The sequence below is a fragment of the Oceanicoccus sp. KOV_DT_Chl genome (assembly GCF_900120175.1).
In the GTDB taxonomy this organism is placed as follows: domain Bacteria; phylum Pseudomonadota; class Gammaproteobacteria; order Pseudomonadales; family Dasaniaceae; genus Oceanicoccus.
This window is the reverse complement of sequence record NZ_FQLF01000007.1, coordinates 306512-321742: the sequence shown is the minus strand read 5'-3', so window position 1 is coordinate 321742 and position 15231 is coordinate 306512. Positions and strand designations below refer to the sequence as shown.

The window sequence follows — 15231 nt, the reverse complement described above, 5'->3', positions numbered from 1 at the left end:
TTCCGCCAGTGACTCAATTGAAAAATGACTGCGGTAGTGTTGGCTAATGAAATTAATAGCTTTTTTGATACGCGGATCGATAGTTTTGGTACTGTCGTCCGGGAGTGTTTGATAGCAGCGAATTAGAAGTTGTTGTAAATAGATTTTTGCATAATTCCGGGCCCATTTTTTGATGGTAATTTGCTGCGAAATGATCTCCTGAAAAAGTTGTGCGCATTGATTAATTAGTGATTTATCATTAAGTGCAAAGCCGAATATGCCGGGCCCAATCTCCGGCCACGCTAATAAATGCAGCCATTCATTGTCGACTTGAAACAGCATCCAAAGATGTTGCCACTCGTCACAGTCGGGTTGCGCCGGTGGTCGAAGTAAGCGTCAGGGTTAAATAACATTAAGCTACCGACGCGGCTGTCAAGTGTCTGCCTGACGCAGTTGTAGCGGCCTGAGCCTTTGGTGGTTAAGTGCAGTGTCCAACCATTCTTTTGGTGGGCGGCGCACCGGATAATCATTGATGGAGTCTTTGGTGGCAGTGGTTTTGCTACCCACAATGGCTTGAGTGGTTAGCTGATTAACATCTTCAATGGCACTTAATAACTCCCTGATTAACGTATTCGCAGCAGCGGTGGTAATACTATGGCGAAATAAATGTTGTTGCCAGCGCTCGCATACTTCGGGCATTGAAGGCTGGTGTTGTAGTGTGTTTTGGATGCTAGGTTGTAAGGCGAGCATCGTTGCGCTATCGACAAGTGGGTAGCTGTTGCCTAGTAAGGGGCGCACGGCAAGCAGGTAGCGGGCCTTGCTTAAGCGCTTGCCGTTAGCGAGATCCAGTAGTGCTAATGCTTGCTCGTTGATACTCATCAATAGGGTTACGGATTATAGTTGTAGTGGAATTATCCATATATTGGATAGAAATTGACACGGATAATTTCTATTTTATGGATGATAATGCTGAATAATTCATGTTTACAATGGCTGTCATTATATTGGGTGGAAGTATTATCCTTGTTTTAATGATTGAACAACCAGAGGGTGTGTGCAATGAAGCGTCGTGATGCGGTGAAAACATTGATGCTAATGCTGGGGGGCAGTTTGTCTCCATCGGTGGCAATGGCACTGAAATCAGAGCCGAAACTTCGCGCTGCTGGTACTGGGTTTTCTGATGTCCAGCGTCAGCTGGTTAGCATGATGTCTGAGCGGATTATTCCAACCACAGATACCCCGGGTGCTATTGCCGCAGGAGTGCCGGCTTTTATCGAAGAGATAGTGTTCGATTGGTATACCGAAAATGAGCGCAAGATTTTTTGTTTGGACTGCAGCAGGCAGATTTATTGAGCCGGCAACAATTAGGCCGTGAATATATTCAGCTAACTGATGAGATGCAGGATTTGGTATTAACTCAAATGGAATTGCAGGGAGGGGCCACGCCGCTGATGGATGCAATTGATCTGATGCCCAATCTTAAAGAAGATCGCCAAGCCTTTTTTCCCAAGTTAAAAGAATTAGTGGTAGTTGGCTATTACACCTCGGAAATCGGTGCCACTGAGGAGTTACGTTATAACCCTATGCCTATGACCTATAAGGGCGACATTCCAGTCACTGAAGACACTCGCAACTGGGGTGGGCCAAGTTTGATTGACTAAGTAATAGCTATTTTATTGGTCTAAGAAAACACATCAGTAATTACCGGAAGCGAAAATATGACATTACCGAATACCACAGAATTTGATGCAATTGTTGTAGGCTCTGGTATTTCAGGAGGCTGGGCGGCTAAAGAATTATCTGAAAAAGGGTTGAGTGTATTAGTGTTGGAGCGAGGAGCGCCTCTGCAGCATGGTAAGGATTATATTGGTGAGCATGTACCACCATGGCAAACCCCATTTCGAGGTAAACCCTTGCGGGAGCTTTACCAACAGGATTACCGGGTGCAAAGCACCTCTTATGCATTCAATGAACTAACCCGGCACTTTTGGTTGAACGATAGAGAAAATCCTTACGACTTGAATGAAGATAATCCTTTTCTTTGGATGCGCGGTGGCCGTGTTGGCGGTAAATCAATTATGTGGGACGACAAGTTTATCGCTGGAGTGACCTGGATTTCGAAGCAAATAAAAAAGATGGCCACGGAGTTGATTGGCCGATTCGTTATGCTGATATTGCGCCCTGGTATAGCTACGTAGAAAAATTTATCGGTGTAACCGGTCAGGCGGAAGGCATTCCACAGTTACCCGATGGTGAATTTCAGCCTACTATGGAAATGAACGCGGGGAGAAATTTGTTAAAGCCGGGATAGAAAAAAATTATCCGGGTCGCAAAATGATAATGGGAAGGGCGGCAGTATTAACGCAGCCGTTAAATGGTCGTGGAAGTTGTCATTATTGCGGGCCCTGTCATCGTGGCTGTTCAGTAGGAGCATACTTTTCCAGTGTAAGCTCTACTTTGCCCGCGGCAGAAAAGACTGGAAATTTAACGCTACGTGCTCACAGTGTGGTTGAGTCGTTAGAGTATGATGCTACTACGGGCAAAGTCTCTGCTGTGAATGTTATTGATGCCGAGAGTCATGAAAAATTAACGTTTAAAAGTAAATTGGTGTTTCTGTGTGCCTCGACTATAGGTAGCACGCAGCTGTTATTAAATTCAACGTCTGAACATTTTCCTAACGGCTTGGCTAATGGTAGTGGTGCACTTGGGCGGTATTTGATGGATCATAATTCTGGTTTGGGTGGGTTTGCTATTTTACCGGGGATGGAAGATCGATTTTATTCGGGGAATCGTCCAAATAATGTCTACATACCCCGCTTTCGCAATGTGAAAGATGAGGATAATACTGATTTTGTTCGTGGTTATGGTTTTCAGGGTGTGGCGTTCAGGATGGGTTGGAGTGCATCCTACAAGGCGCCTGGTTTTGGAACGGCATTGAAAGCTCGGCTGCGCAAACCCGGAACCTGGGCTATGGCACTGATGGGATTTGGAGAAACATTGCCGCAAAAAGATAATTGCATGTTTTTACACCCGAGCAAAAAAGATCAATACGGTATTCCGCAGGTAAGCTTTAATTTTAATTGGCATAACAATGAATTGAAGATGCGCAAGGACGTGTCTTCGCAGGCAGTAGACATGTTAAATGCTGCTGGTGCGACCTTTGCATTCGGTGGGGATTCTATGGAAGATCCCGGTGGTGCTATCCATGAAATGGGCACGGCGCGGATGGGGCGTGACCCCGAAACATCGGTATTGAATCAATGGAATCAGGCGCATGAGGTAGCAAATTTGTTTGTCACAGATGGTAGCGCGATGACGTCCTCGTCTTGTGTGAACCCCTCATTGACCTATATGGCATTAACTGCCAGAGCTTGTGACTACGCGGTGAAACAACTTAAGGCGGGTTTAATTTGAGCTGGTAGTGAAGGCGCTGTGCGAGCAGGAGTGGTGCAAGCGTCTAGTTGAAGCAGAACTCCACATAAAAATCACCTGCGGGTGTGTTAAAAGGCAGCACGATAGCATCACCTTTGACTTTGTGATTAAGCGGTTTGTCATTGCCAAGCAGCATGGAAGGGAGGGTTAAATCGAACTCCATCCCCTGTTCCGAGTAAATACGTTTGGCGCTGCCGGTAATCATATTGGTGATCTCACCGACCACATCGACAACGGTTTCATCTATAGAGCTTACCGCTTCACCTAACATTTTTTCTGTGATGTCGAGGATAGCAGGCTTGGAAAAGCTGATGGCTAATGAACCTTGAGTGGATTTACCGGATAAATCGATCATACCTGTGACATCACCCATAGTATTGGACCCTTGCTTTTTCATGGGTTTACCGGCGGTCACTTCCACCATGGCCATTGTTGATAGCACAGTGATGGTGGATTCAAGTAGCGGATTTATATATTTCACATTCATACAAAAGAAGACAGTATTTTCTATATCTTATGTAGGTTAGTTGGGCTTTTTTGGTTTGTACAATTCTCTTAGGGTTGAATTGAGGTTTTGGTGCTTTTTTGTTCGTTTCTTTGCTATCAGCGTTGAAATATTATTGTTGCTAAGTAATTTAGGCCTTTTATCGCCACAGCGTCCAAACGCCAATAGCAATAAAACCAATGCCTGCAATGCTAGATAACTGCCGCTCATCGATATGCTGGCTTAACCACTGGCCGGCAATAACGCCGATAGCTGAAGCAAGGATCAATGCAGCTGAGGCGGCAAAAAATACCATCCATTTGCTAACGTCTTTATCGGCGGCATACAGCATCGTTGCCAGTTGCGTTTTATCGCCGAGCTCAGCGATAAATACTGTGGTGAAAATCGTTAGAAAAATTTTTAATTCCATTACTACCACTCCAGCGCAAAAAATTGTTAGATTCAAATTGTATGGATTATAACGGCGAATAGATAAAAATATTTACCGTATTTTGAAAAAAGAGGGCTGGTGGGATAGGTTGGTTGTCGGTTAAACCGCCGCGATTTTTCCATTGCGCAACCATTGCTTTACTTTACGTTCCACTACAATGCGATCCACTGGTTTTTTGATGTAGTCATTCATACCTGCGTTCAAGCAGCGTTGACTATCGCCGCTCATGGCATTGGCTGTTACCGCAATGATTGGAATGTTACTGTACACCGATTGGCTATTGCGAATTCTTCGGGTGGCTTCAAAACCGTCGATTAGTGGCATTTGGCAATCCATCATAATTAAATCGACCGGTTGCTGATCCAGTAATTGTGATACATCAGCACCATTATTGGCAGTAATTATCATGCAACCCATTTGTTGCAGCATGGCTTTCAGTACCATTTGATTAACCAGATTATCTTCAGCAATTAACACTGTTTTTTGGCGTTGTTGAGTTTCGGGCGCGGTGATGTCAATCGTTGTATCTTGTGGGTAAGCTGGTACTAGTGGTATCAATAGGGTGAATTCAGAGCCACTACCTGGTTGCGACTGTACGCAGAGTTTGCCACCCATATATGCAGCAATTTGGTTACATATCGCTAGCCCAATCCCCAGACCGTTGTGTTGACGATTATCATTAGCGTCTAACTGTTGGAAGGGGGTGAAAATCTGATTAATTTGCTCTTTAGCAATACCGCTACCGCTGTCGATGATTGAGCATGACAGCATTTCGCGTTGACTGTGTTCATCCATGCCGCTACTGATATTGACTGATACTTGTCCCTGCGAGGTAAATTTTATGGCGTTATCAATCAATTGTTTCAGGATCAAAATAAGTTGATCGCTATCGGTGCTGATGGCTTTAGGTAGGTTGTGATCGATTTGCCACTGAAAGGTGAGTCCTTTTTGCTGGCAGCGCAGTTCTGATTCATTAGCTAGTGGTTGTAGTGTCGATGCTAGATCGATGATTTGTTTTTTAACAATCAGTTGACCGGACTGCATTTCTGAAAAGGATAAAATGGAGTCTACTACCGAAGTCATATTGCGAGCTGATAGTTTGGCTGAGGCTAAATATTCCTGTTGTCGAGGTTTGAGTTTGTCACTGTCAATAAGATTTAGTGAGCCTTCCACGCCATTCATCGGGGTGCGTAATTCGTGGCTAATCGTAGCGAGAAATTGATCTTTTAATTGATTGCTTTTTTCTAACTGGTCTAGCGTGTTATTTAATTGGGTATTGGCAAATTCAAGTTTTTGCTGGGATTGTAAAATAATTTCCTGGTTTTCTTTGCGCAAAACGTTAATACGATCTGCTAGCGCCAGTGATAGCAAAATGACTTCAAATAAAGAGCCGATTAGATCCGAGTTCAGGGTGATTGCGTTTGCGGTAATGATATCCGCTGCTGCAAGAGCGTGCATCACAGAACCAGGGATAAGCGAAAACCAGGCAAGTACAAAGAATCGCGCAGCCCAAAATTTATGTTTTAGGCTGATCAGTCCGGCTGAAAGCACACTGATAGTGGTAGCGAAAACGCTAATAATAGTTAATTCAGTGCTAAGCCCAACAGGTAAAAATAAACTGCTGAAAAATAATCCTAGAGCCACCAAGCCATTAGCTTTTAATAATAGATCAAGCGTGGGAGCATAGCTTTTCAGATCTAAAAAGTAGCGGGAAAATGTAGAGGCAAACAAACAGCATAATGAGATAAAAACCGGAATGGCTAGTTGGTTCCAGTTCATTGAGTTGGGCCATAGGTAGGCAAAGCCATGACCTGAAATAGCGCTTTGAAATAGACTGAAGCTCAGTACGTATAAAACATAATACAGGTAGCTTTTGTCACGGGTAGAAAGGTAGATGAACAGGTTATAGATGGCCATGACCAGCATCACGCCATAGAACGCGCCATAGGCAGTATTTTTTCCCGAAATGTGCGAGGGTATTTCAGCTGTGCTGAGCAAGCGAAGAGGAACCTGCATCGATCCGGACGTTGTTACACGAATAAAAATCTCTACTGTCTCTCCTGGAGCGATGCTTACTGGTGCAATGTAAGAGGGGTCTTTGTAGGGGCGCTGTTGATAGGGGAGACTGTCCCCTAATTGCAGGTGGCTAATGCTGTTATCCTGTCGACGGGCATAAATATCAATCAGGTCCAGTTGCGGGTAATTTATTTGCAGTAGCCAAAGGCGAGCGGCGACTGTGTCAGGGCTTTCACCTTGGCGGTTAATGGGTAAATACAACCAAATAGCGGAGTCAGTATAACCATGGTTGATTAGTGGTGCGTTGTTCGGTTGAAACCGGGTAATAAAGTCGGCACTGGAAATTTTATCGATAGTGAATGTTCGGCTTTTGTCTTCCAGCCATTTTACTGCGTGAGTCAGGTCGGCGCTGGGGGCATCTTCAGCAATAATGAATGGCGGCGGTTCGTTGGCTGCATCGCTGTTGCTAGCATAAGCAGTATTACTGCTGGTTAGCAGCACGAGGAGTAAGGCAATTAACGTTTTGACTAGTGGCCAGTTATTAAGCGCATCACGTCGCGACGGTGCGCTCTGTTGATCAGCTTCGGTTGGTTTATAGGAGAAATGTTCCCAATTCACAGGATGGCCTGAATGATTAATACGGGTAGACAACAAGCTCAAAGTAGTCGGGGCATTAACTACTCAGGGCGGCATTTTTTAAAATACTAAGTCTGGTTCACTACTTTATGCTGAAGCGGAAGAAATCCCATACGTAATTCCACCTATTTTGGTATTTATACCGAGGATAATTAGTCCGGTTTGTCTGGGTTGAAGTGCGCCCCGAAACGAGGCGTTGATAGATTTTTTTGGGGCCTAGAATGGGACTAGAGTGCGTTGAATTGGCTATTAAATGCACGGATGCGATTGGCATTTGCCCCCATGTCACCTCGGCCCACTCTGGAAACCGAGCGCAGGTCGATATTACTGCCATCGACTGCCGGTTGAATGCGAATCACCACGTCATCTTTAAAGCCGAACCAGAAAGTGGTATCGACAGCCTCTATATGCCCTTGCTGCTGATCCTGGGCATAGACTTCCCAACCGAGCGCTGCTGCGGCAGCCAAGGCTTTGGTGAATGCCTGCTTCGGTGCTTGCTTGGTCGTGAGGGTGTCAATGTCCGGAAATGCAGTGCGCTGAATAGCAGCCACTTCAGCTTTAAACTCCAGTGGGTTACTTTCGCTTCCTCGCTCTGCGACAGCGGCAACGAATACCGGTGGGTTATCTAAATCTGTACTGATGTCATGAATGCCTGCTCGACTACCTTCTCCTCCCTTCATCATGGTAGCCATTAGTACCAGTGGTGGCAGAGCAAAGAGACTGGCGAGGCGCAAGGCGGATTTAGTACCGGCACTGGGCTTACGCAATAGCCAAATAGCATTGATAATTTGAATGATCAGGCTACCCAGAAGTGAGACTGATAACAGTAGCAAACCGATGGTGAATGGCCATAAGCCAAAACGGGTCCCTAATGCCGACAGTGGCATTAGTACCAGTAGGATTAATGCAAGTGAGCGAATCCGTGTAGCGGCTTTTGAGGTGTCGGCGGTCATTGGTGGTAGCTCCCTGAATGATTTATTAACGGGTTGACGTTACTCGAAGCGTTAATGGTGTTCAATAGTTTTATCCTGTGTTGTGTAAAGGACGGTAAAGAACCATTGTGCTAATGGCGACCTGAATAAGCTCTATCCTTTTCTAACTATTTAACTGTGGTGGCAGTGAGTAATAGCTCAAGCCTAAAGTGGATAAAAGATGAAAGTAATTTCACTTGACCCGAAACCACTTCGCCGTCATTTTGAAAACATAATAAATAGTATTTTTCAGTTTAATTTTTGGGAGAGAGTAGTATGGCGTTTCACGGCAAAGTAGCCTTGGTAACGGGTGGGGCCAGTGGTATGGGGCGCGTTGCTGCATTGCGCTTGGCAAATCAAGGGGCAAGCGTAGCCATTGTTGACCTAAACGATAAGGCCTTATCCGAAACGGCTGAAGAATCTATCAATATTACGCCGTTTAAATGTGATGTCAGTGACCTGGCTCAGGTACAGCAATTAATTGCTGAGGTTGAGTCGACCATGGGTCCCATCGATCGAGTGACCCATTGTGCGGCGATTATGCCTGGTCAGTCTTTGGTTGATATGCCCGCGGAAAATATTACAAAAATGATGGCGATTAATTATGGTGGCACTGTCAATATCGTTAAAACACTGATGCCGTTAATGGAGCAGCGTGGCACGGGTGATATTATTATGTTCGGTTCTATGGCTGGAGATGTGTTGACGCACAATTTAGGCGCCTATTGCGCTACCAAGTCAGCGACTAACACCTTTGCCGAAGTGCTCATCCATGAAAATAAACACAGCCCCATACGTTTCTTGTTAGTGTGCCCGCCAATGGTGAATACGCCATTAGTGAAGCAGGCTATTGAGCATGGACCGGGTAGTTTACAGGGGGCTAAAGACAGTGGTCGAATGGCCAGCCCTGAATCCATAGTTGATGCCGTCGAGACGGCGATAGAGAAAGGGCGTTGGGTTGTTCGTCCGGGTGATGCAGCATTTATGGTGTGGTGGCGGCGGTTATTCCCTGGTTTGTTATGGTGGGTGATGGCAAAAGCGAATAAGGTTGCTTAGTCAGAAATACTCTATTGAGTGTGATAAAAACCGCGGTTTAGCTGCGGTTTTTTTATGCTTGTGTTTTAGCCCGGAAAAATGAAAACTGATCGCTGTGCAGACAAACCAGGGAATATCATCATGAATAATCAAAGTAATTATCGATGGGCCGGATGTATTGCCGGAATAGTATTAAGTCTGGGATTAATCGCAGGTTGCTCCACGTCAGATAAAGAGGCGACGACAGTTCCGTCCGCTGCAGCTAAAGAAAATAGCAGTGGTGTTATTCCTCAGCACCAGTTAGATACGTTGCAGCAGGCTAAAGATGCCGAAGCCTTATTATTAAAAACCGACGAGGATCGTCGTAAACAGTTGCAGTAGGTAGGTGTAGTTTTTTGATTTTCAGAGTAATGATTAACCTTTTTCAAAATTTGAGTCAGGATAGAGTACTGCTACTAAGGTGCTTGTTGCGCAGCATATATAGTGTTTTTCTGTTGTCTCATCACTGTGCATGGGGTGAACAAGTAGCTGTCGAAGGTTATGTAGGAGCGGCGGCGTGTGGCGAGTGCCATAGCGAGCAAATAACACTTTGGCGGGGCTCTGATCATGATTTGGCAATGGAGCCGGCTACCGCGCAAACGGTATTAGGCAATTTCGCCAACACCCGCTTTAGCATTAACAATGTTAGCTCCCTGTTTTTTAAAAAAGGTAGTGAATTCTGGGTGAATACTCAGGGTGCCGATGGTAAGCCTGCAGATTTTAAAATTGACTATGTGTTTGGGGTAAAGCCCTTGCAGCAATATTTGATCCGCTTGGATAATGGGCGATTGCAGGCTTTTACTATTGCATGGGACAGTCGCAGTCAGGAGCAGGGCGGTCAACGTTGGTTTCATCTCTATCCTGACACGTCAGGCCCTGACGATGTATTGCACTGGACCCGGCAAGGCCAGAATTGGAATGCGGGTTGCGCTGAATGCCACTCCACCCACTTACAAAAAAATTACGACGTTAGCCAAAATAGTTATCAAACTACATGGGCCGAGATTGATGTGGCCTGTGAAGCCTGTCATGGCCCAGGACAACAGCATTTGGATTGGGCTAATGAAAATGCGACGCCGTCGTTGGCTAAAAAAAATAAAGGTTTATTGCAAGCATTAAACTCAGGAATAGGCTGGCGACGCGACGTTGGGCAAGCAACGGCGACGGCCATTCCGTTAAGCAATGAGGCTTTTGATCAACAAATTAATCAGTGCGCACATTGTCATTCTCGTCGCGCGGTGTTGAATAATAATGATCCGCAGGCAATGGATTTTCTCGATCATCATCAACTGCGTATGCTAGATGCGCCGCTGTATTATCCTGATGGTCAGATCCGCGATGAGGTCTATGTTTATGGCTCCTTCCTGCAAAGTAAAATGTATCAGCGTGGCGTGGTCTGCAGTAATTGTCACGATCCCCATAGCTTAAAATTAAAAGCGCCGGGCAACCAGCTCTGTGCGCAGTGTCATGCGCCCGATGTTTTTGATACATCACAGCATCACCACCATGCTGAGTCGAGCAGTGGTGCTGAATGTGTGAACTGCCATATGCCGGAGACCACTTATATGCAGGTTGATCCACGGCGAGATCACAGTTTACGTATTCCGCGCCCCGATTTATCGTTAAGTTTAGCTGCCGGGCAACCGCCCAACGCCTGTAATCAGTGTCATCAGGATCAGTCGGTAAGTTGGGCCGCTGAACAGTTTCGGCGTTGGTATCCTGCGCGTGCGAAACAAACACATTTTGCGACAGCATTTGCTGCGGCTGATAATTATCATGCCCAAGCGTTACCGAGGTTAGTCAATATAGCGAATGAAGATACCAATGCGGTTATTGTTCGCGCTTCCGCGGTACAGCGCTTAGTCAATTATCCCAACCAATATGCGTTGAACGCAGCGCGGGTGGCACTCGGCTCCGAGCAGGCGATGCTTCGTGAGGCGGCGGTAAGAGTGTTCGAGTCTCTGCCTTTAGCGCAACGGGAGCAGGATTTGTGGCCCTTGCTAAGCGATCCGGTGGCGGCGGTCAGGTTTCAGGCAGTTCGCTTACTTGCTGGTATTAAACCTGCCGATATAGAGCGCCGTAAGCAATTAGCTGATGCCGCAAATGACTATATCCATGCGCTGCAGCACAATGCCGATATACCCGGGGGGCAGATGCAAATCGGTGTCGTACAGCAAGCGCTTGGTGAATTGAATTTAGCGGCTGCAGCTTATCAGCAGGCATTAGTGCTGGAACCGCAATTTATTCCGGCATTGTTGAATCTGGCTGACCTTTATCGTCAGCAGGGTTTGGACAAGCAGGCGTTACCACTATTGGAGCAGGCTTTAGCCGTTGATCGAAATAGTTTGGCAGCAAATTTTGCGATGGGTTTATTACAAGTACGTAATCAACGTTTGGATAACGCGTTGCAGTATTTACAGCGGGCAGCACAGGGGCATCAGGACTCCCAGTATAGCTATGTCTATGCGGTAGCGCTCTATGAGAGTGGCCAGCGCCAGCAAGCGTTAAACGAACTAAAGGCTGCGCTGGAAAAATACCCCGACGATCCGCAATTACAAAATGCCTTGCACAGTTATTCGCTGACACGGTAGCTGCCACGGGTAAATATGCATAGGGTCTTTTCGATCGTTAAGCACTCGTATGTGGCCGCTGTTGATAACAAAGCGGTAATCAAAGCACCTTTTTTTCAGCGTACATCTGTGGTTCACTGAGCGCCTTTAGTCAGTGCGCGTTGTTGCGCTGTATGTGGTATCTCAAGAGAGCAAGTTTATGGAACGTTTACAAGACAAAGTGGCCATTATTACTGGTGGCGCAAGTGGTATCGGTCGCGGTGTAGTTGAATTGTTTTTAGCCGAAGGTGCTAGGGTAGTGATTGCCGATATCAATCAGGATGCCGGAGTAGCGGCAGTGGCAGAGCTGGGTGCCAATGTTCGTTTTAGACAGACGGATGTGACAAATGCGGAGAGTGTAAAATCTTTAGTGGATTTTACCGTGACCGAGTTTGGCAAGCTGGATATTCTTCATAATAATGCTGGTGCGTTTGGTGCCCGTGGTTCTTTGTTCGAGATTGAAGAAGATGGCTTTGATTTTACTTTTGCGCTGCTGACTAAAAGTGTTTTTCTCGGTATGAAGTATGCCGGTGAAGTAATGAAAGCACAGGGCCATGGTGTCATATTAAACACTGCCAGTATTTCTGCGACTACTCCTGGTTATGGTCCCCATATTTATCAGGCTGCCAAAGCGGCTGTATTGCAGTTGTCAAAAACCTTGTCTTTGGAATTAGCACAGTATGGTGTTCGTGTTAACTGTGTTTCTCCGGGTGGAGTCTATACGCCGTTAATCGGAAATGCGTTGGGTGTTGATGCTGCCACTACTAAAGAAATTTCTGATGGCATGGCGGCGACGTTGCCGCTGAAGCGGACCGGTACGCCTTTAGATATTGCCAATGCAGCGCTGTTTTTATGTAGCGATGAGGCTAGCTATATCACCGGACAGAATTTAATTGTGGATGGTGCTGAAGCAACTGGTGCGCCATACGATAAGCAGGGAATGCATTAAGCGGGGGAGTTTTGTGGAAAAGCTGCTGTATCCAGTCTGGAAAAAAGAGTCGCAATCTATCGCCGAATTTCGGCAGCTGTTATTAGGTTCGGTTAGCGAGAAATTACTGGCTAGCGGTGTCCTAAAATTGCGTTGGTCGATTATTGATGAAGATGTTGAGCCGGCTAAAGGTTTGCGCCAACAAAATATTCAGCCGTCGATGGATGCGATGTTGACCCTGTGGCTGGATAGTTCGGTGTTTCGGGCCGAGCAGGAGACAATCATTGCAGCAGCGGTCGAGACCTTTCATGGTTATTTGGTCACCGAGTCAGAATCTATTGTTAATACCAAGCACCCTGCAGTGGAAGGGCAACGCACTTATGGTATGAATGAAGTGGTTTTTTTACAGCGGCCAGAGCGACTTACGTATGAGCAGTGGCTGGATATCTGGCACAACAGTCACACCCAAATTGCAATAGATACGCAATCGACTTTTGGTTACCGGCAAAATGTGGTGACTAGAAAGTTGACTGAGGCGGGCCCTGAAATTGCTGCCATTATCGAAGAGAACTTTCCTCCCGAAGCGATGACGTCGCAGCATGCGTTTTATGATGCTTACACGGAAGATGGCGATGAAGATGATGCCAGGAAGGATGCCAATCTTAAAGCGATGATTGACAGTGTGGTTCGGTTTATTGATTTCGATAAAATCGATGTGATGCCGACTTCCGAGTATTTGATTAAGGCCTGATATAATTTTCTGCATTTAAGTTTATGACTTTGCCAGCTCGACCAATGGCCGAGCTGGCACTGCAAGTTACTGCTCGGCCTTCACGGGTTTAGTTAACTGTGCCCTCGCCTTGGCAGGTGGCACCATTGCTGTTCCCCGTACCTGTCCAGCCGTCATGGGAATCACATAGCGCAAGAAACATATCGCAGCTAGAACCACCGCTACCGGGTGACCAGGAACAGCAAGCCATAGACTGGCCATTACTGCCGGTACAATCAGCCACTTCATATTTGGGTGGCTTGGTGCCTATTTGATTTTGATTTCCGCCTACTGGCACCGTCATCGGTTTTAATTCGCGCAACATTCGCTGCATATTGGCGTTGCTTCTTGTGCGCTGAGGTTTTACTGCTGCTCTTTGCACCGTCGTTGCCGACTCCGTAGCTCTCGCCTTTAGCGTAATTTCAGCATCACCCGCATAGCTTGGTGTAACCTGAGTCAGCAATAAAAGTGTGGTGATTAAGGGGATAAATAGTTTTTTAACAGCAGTCATGATGTATTGCTCCCGACATAGTTTGTGTGAATGTACACTTATGTCGTAGTGACTGAATAAATGGTTCAACACTCTATCAAGAAACCGAAACGATACACCTCTGACCGTGGGGCAGCATACTAAATAGAGGGCGCTAGACCGGGTTAGCATCCCCTGCCCGTGGCAGTTATAGCTACCGCCGTACCAACGAGCACTGTTCAGGTGGGCAGAATCAGTTTTCTGGAAAACGAAAATTCTGAACTGTCCCCGCTTTGTGCCGCATCATGTTGTTACAATTACACGCTTAAGTCGCATTTTAAATCGGCCAGGGACTGATTTTTTACTGGCGGCAATGTTTGAGATGTCCCTTGGTGATTGTCTATAATCGCGTTGCTCACTGCTACTGAAGATTTCAACTATGACGCCAGAACGCTATCACAAGATCCATTCCATTCTTGCTCGTCGCCAGCCTGATCTGACGGTTGTTACCGATTATGTTCATAAAGGTCGAAACCTGTCAGCGATTGTACGCACTGCTGATGCTGTGGGGGTTGGTGACGTGCACTGTGTGATTGGTGATAAGGATTACACGGCGTTCCGTGGCACCGCGCTGGGCAGTCATCGTTATGTTAAGGTGCATCGTCATCGACAATTATCGGCGCCCGTAGATGATTTAAAACGGCAGGGCTTTCAAGTGGTCGCAGCGCATTTATCGGCTGAGGCGGTAGATTATCATCAGGTCGATTTTTGCCAGCCTACAGCTTTGTTATTGGGTGCTGAGAAAGAGGGGCTCAGTGAATTGGGTAGTGAGTTGGCGGATATCCATATCACCATACCTATGGTTGGCATGGTGGAGTCATTCAATGTTTCGGTGGCGGCCGGGATTATTCTAAATGAAGCACGGCATCAACGGCAGCAACAAGGTTTGTATGGTCAGCAGCGGATTGATCAGGCGAGCTACGATCAATTATTTTTTGAATGGGCGCATCCCAAAATTCGTGATTTTTGTCGCAGCAATGGTCTGGCTTACCCACCCTTGCGTGAGGACGGCGAGATTGATAACCCATCACAGTGGTACGCAGATATGCGTGACATTATTGCTACAAGGAAAACCGCTTAATGAGTAATTTACTGCTGGTGCTGTTAGTCCTGTTTATCAGCTTGGCTATAGTCGTCAAACTCACGGAGCGCTTTGGCAAGCCGATGGAGCCAGAGCAGCAGTCACAGCTATCCCGAGTTGCCATGATTTTAATAGCGCTATTGTTATTAGTAGGCTTGTTTCGCAGCTGCAGCGGGGTCTAGTGCAAGCTCAAATGAGGCCTTTCACCCATTAGGGTGGTGTGCTGCAAATTCCTTGGCTGCACAATAAAGTCATTATTGGTTAGGGGTGTG

General features: G+C 46.4%; 17 protein-coding genes and 1 pseudogene. 10 read left to right on the top strand and 8 right to left on the bottom strand.

The annotated features are described in order from the left end of the window. The 3 genes from UNITIG_RS24805 to UNITIG_RS23815 form a co-directional block, all read right to left on the bottom strand. A partial coding sequence (locus tag UNITIG_RS24805) for a hypothetical protein (RefSeq protein WP_235015586.1) occupies window positions 1-321 on the bottom strand: 321 nt, incomplete at its 3' end. After that, window positions 282-509 (bottom strand): AraC family ligand binding domain-containing protein, encoded by a 228-nt coding sequence (locus tag UNITIG_RS25895; protein ID WP_101760608.1) that lies wholly within the window; start codon window positions 507-509, stop codon window positions 282-284. The genes UNITIG_RS25895 and UNITIG_RS24805, both read right to left, overlap by 40 nt. Beyond that, window positions 412-858 carry a hypothetical protein gene (locus tag UNITIG_RS23815; RefSeq protein WP_200821427.1) on the bottom strand — a complete coding sequence of 149 codons (447 nt, stop codon included), beginning with the start codon at window positions 856-858 and terminating at the stop codon, window positions 412-414. Before UNITIG_RS23815 ends, UNITIG_RS25895 begins: the two co-directional genes overlap by 98 nt. A 180-nt stretch (window positions 859-1038) precedes the next feature. Between UNITIG_RS23815 and UNITIG_RS25890 the strand changes: the two are divergent. From UNITIG_RS25890 to UNITIG_RS25880, 3 genes and pseudogenes are all read left to right on the top strand, one after another. After that, window positions 1039-1640 (top strand): annotated as a pseudogene (locus tag UNITIG_RS25890) (gluconate 2-dehydrogenase subunit 3 family protein). Window positions 1641-1697: 57 nt separating this feature from the next. Then, window positions 1698-2177: an FAD-dependent oxidoreductase gene (locus UNITIG_RS25885; protein ID WP_369809249.1), complete on the top strand. Its 480-nt coding sequence runs from the start codon at window positions 1698-1700 to the stop codon at window positions 2175-2177. Window positions 2178-2313: 136 nt separating this feature from the next. Beyond that, a complete protein-coding gene (locus UNITIG_RS25880) occupies window positions 2314-3393 on the top strand; it encodes a GMC oxidoreductase (protein ID WP_369809248.1) in 1080 nt (359 codons plus the stop codon). A 43-nt stretch (window positions 3394-3436) separates the two neighbouring features. Here UNITIG_RS25880 and UNITIG_RS22725 read toward each other — a convergent pair whose 3' ends face one another. The 4 genes from UNITIG_RS22725 to UNITIG_RS22710 all read right to left on the bottom strand — a co-directional run bounded on the left by UNITIG_RS22725 (window position 3437) and on the right by UNITIG_RS22710 (window position 7951). Then, window positions 3437-3898, bottom strand: a complete 462-nt coding sequence (locus UNITIG_RS22725) for a chemotaxis protein CheX (RefSeq protein ID WP_101760605.1) — start codon at window positions 3896-3898, stop codon at window positions 3437-3439. A 157-nt stretch (window positions 3899-4055) separates the two neighbouring features. After that, complete coding sequence (locus tag UNITIG_RS22720) at window positions 4056-4325, bottom strand: TMEM165/GDT1 family protein (protein WP_101760604.1); 270 nt, start codon at window positions 4323-4325, stop codon at window positions 4056-4058. Window positions 4326-4445: 120 nt separating this feature from the next. Then, the gene (locus tag UNITIG_RS22715) at window positions 4446-6980 is read right to left on the bottom strand and encodes a hybrid sensor histidine kinase/response regulator (RefSeq protein WP_159931263.1); all 2535 of its coding nucleotides are present in this window, start codon (window positions 6978-6980) and stop codon (window positions 4446-4448) included. A gap of 245 nt (window positions 6981-7225) precedes the next feature. Then, window positions 7226-7951, bottom strand: coding sequence for a DUF1499 domain-containing protein (locus UNITIG_RS22710; RefSeq protein WP_101760602.1), 726 nt, complete (start codon window positions 7949-7951; stop codon window positions 7226-7228). Between the two features lie 294 nt (window positions 7952-8245). Here UNITIG_RS22710 and UNITIG_RS22705 point away from each other — a divergent pair, with 294 nt between their 5' ends. The 5 genes from UNITIG_RS22705 (at window position 8246) to UNITIG_RS22685 (ending at window position 13331) form a co-directional block, all read left to right on the top strand. Next, window positions 8246-9025, top strand: a complete 780-nt coding sequence (locus UNITIG_RS22705) for an SDR family oxidoreductase (protein WP_101760601.1) — start codon at window positions 8246-8248, stop codon at window positions 9023-9025. A gap of 120 nt (window positions 9026-9145) precedes the next feature. After that, the gene (locus tag UNITIG_RS22700) at window positions 9146-9385 is read left to right on the top strand and encodes a hypothetical protein (RefSeq protein WP_145999270.1); all 240 of its coding nucleotides are present in this window, start codon (window positions 9146-9148) and stop codon (window positions 9383-9385) included. An 86-nt stretch (window positions 9386-9471) separates the two neighbouring features. Next, on the top strand, window positions 9472-11634 hold the full coding sequence (locus tag UNITIG_RS22695; protein WP_159931262.1) for a tetratricopeptide repeat protein: 2163 nt from the start codon (window positions 9472-9474) through the stop codon (window positions 11632-11634). A 178-nt stretch (window positions 11635-11812) separates the two neighbouring features. After that, the gene (locus UNITIG_RS22690; protein WP_101760598.1) at window positions 11813-12601 is read left to right on the top strand and encodes an SDR family NAD(P)-dependent oxidoreductase; all 789 of its coding nucleotides are present in this window, start codon (window positions 11813-11815) and stop codon (window positions 12599-12601) included. Window positions 12602-12614: 13 nt separating this feature from the next. Beyond that, window positions 12615-13331, top strand: a complete 717-nt coding sequence (locus UNITIG_RS22685; RefSeq protein ID WP_101760597.1) for a hypothetical protein — start codon at window positions 12615-12617, stop codon at window positions 13329-13331. An 88-nt stretch (window positions 13332-13419) separates the two neighbouring features. On the opposite strand, the gene UNITIG_RS22680 is transcribed toward UNITIG_RS22685, so the two are convergent. Further along, window positions 13420-13860, bottom strand: a complete 441-nt coding sequence (locus UNITIG_RS22680) for a hypothetical protein (RefSeq protein WP_101760596.1) — start codon at window positions 13858-13860, stop codon at window positions 13420-13422. Between the two features lie 397 nt (window positions 13861-14257). Here UNITIG_RS22680 and trmH point away from each other — a divergent pair, with 397 nt between their 5' ends. Both trmH and UNITIG_RS22670 read left to right on the top strand, forming a co-directional pair. Beyond that, window positions 14258-14959: a tRNA (guanosine(18)-2'-O)-methyltransferase TrmH gene (gene trmH / locus UNITIG_RS22675; RefSeq protein WP_101760595.1), complete on the top strand. Its 702-nt coding sequence runs from the start codon at window positions 14258-14260 to the stop codon at window positions 14957-14959. Continuing rightward, window positions 14959-15141, top strand: a complete 183-nt coding sequence (locus UNITIG_RS22670; protein ID WP_101760594.1) for a hypothetical protein — start codon at window positions 14959-14961, stop codon at window positions 15139-15141. The genes trmH and UNITIG_RS22670 overlap by 1 nt, the downstream gene beginning before the upstream one ends. Window positions 15142-15231 lie beyond the last annotated feature (90 nt).

What these genes read in the sequence shown, in the direction of transcription:
- UNITIG_RS25895 (WP_101760608.1), bottom strand. Translation starts at nt 509, where the DNA reads ATGATTATCCGGTGCGCCGCCCACCAAAAGAATGGTTGGACACTGCAC.
- UNITIG_RS23815 (WP_200821427.1), bottom strand. Translation starts at nt 858, where the DNA reads ATGAGTATCAACGAGCAAGCATTAGCACTACTGGATCTCGCTAACGGC.
- UNITIG_RS25885 (WP_369809249.1), top strand. Translation starts at nt 1,698, where the DNA reads ATGACATTACCGAATACCACAGAATTTGATGCAATTGTTGTAGGCTCT.
- UNITIG_RS25880 (WP_369809248.1), top strand. Translation starts at nt 2,314, where the DNA reads ATGATAATGGGAAGGGCGGCAGTATTAACGCAGCCGTTAAATGGTCGT.
- UNITIG_RS22725 (WP_101760605.1), bottom strand. Translation starts at nt 3,898, where the DNA reads ATGAATGTGAAATATATAAATCCGCTACTTGAATCCACCATCACTGTG.
- UNITIG_RS22720 (WP_101760604.1), bottom strand. Translation starts at nt 4,325, where the DNA reads ATGGAATTAAAAATTTTTCTAACGATTTTCACCACAGTATTTATCGCT.
- UNITIG_RS22710 (WP_101760602.1), bottom strand. Translation starts at nt 7,951, where the DNA reads ATGACCGCCGACACCTCAAAAGCCGCTACACGGATTCGCTCACTTGCA.
- UNITIG_RS22705 (WP_101760601.1), top strand. Translation starts at nt 8,246, where the DNA reads ATGGCGTTTCACGGCAAAGTAGCCTTGGTAACGGGTGGGGCCAGTGGT.
- UNITIG_RS22700 (WP_145999270.1), top strand. Translation starts at nt 9,146, where the DNA reads ATGAATAATCAAAGTAATTATCGATGGGCCGGATGTATTGCCGGAATA.
- UNITIG_RS22690 (WP_101760598.1), top strand. Translation starts at nt 11,813, where the DNA reads ATGGAACGTTTACAAGACAAAGTGGCCATTATTACTGGTGGCGCAAGT.
- UNITIG_RS22680 (WP_101760596.1), bottom strand. Translation starts at nt 13,860, where the DNA reads ATGACTGCTGTTAAAAAACTATTTATCCCCTTAATCACCACACTTTTA.
- trmH (WP_101760595.1), top strand. Translation starts at nt 14,258, where the DNA reads ATGACGCCAGAACGCTATCACAAGATCCATTCCATTCTTGCTCGTCGC.
- UNITIG_RS22670 (WP_101760594.1), top strand. Translation starts at nt 14,959, where the DNA reads ATGAGTAATTTACTGCTGGTGCTGTTAGTCCTGTTTATCAGCTTGGCT.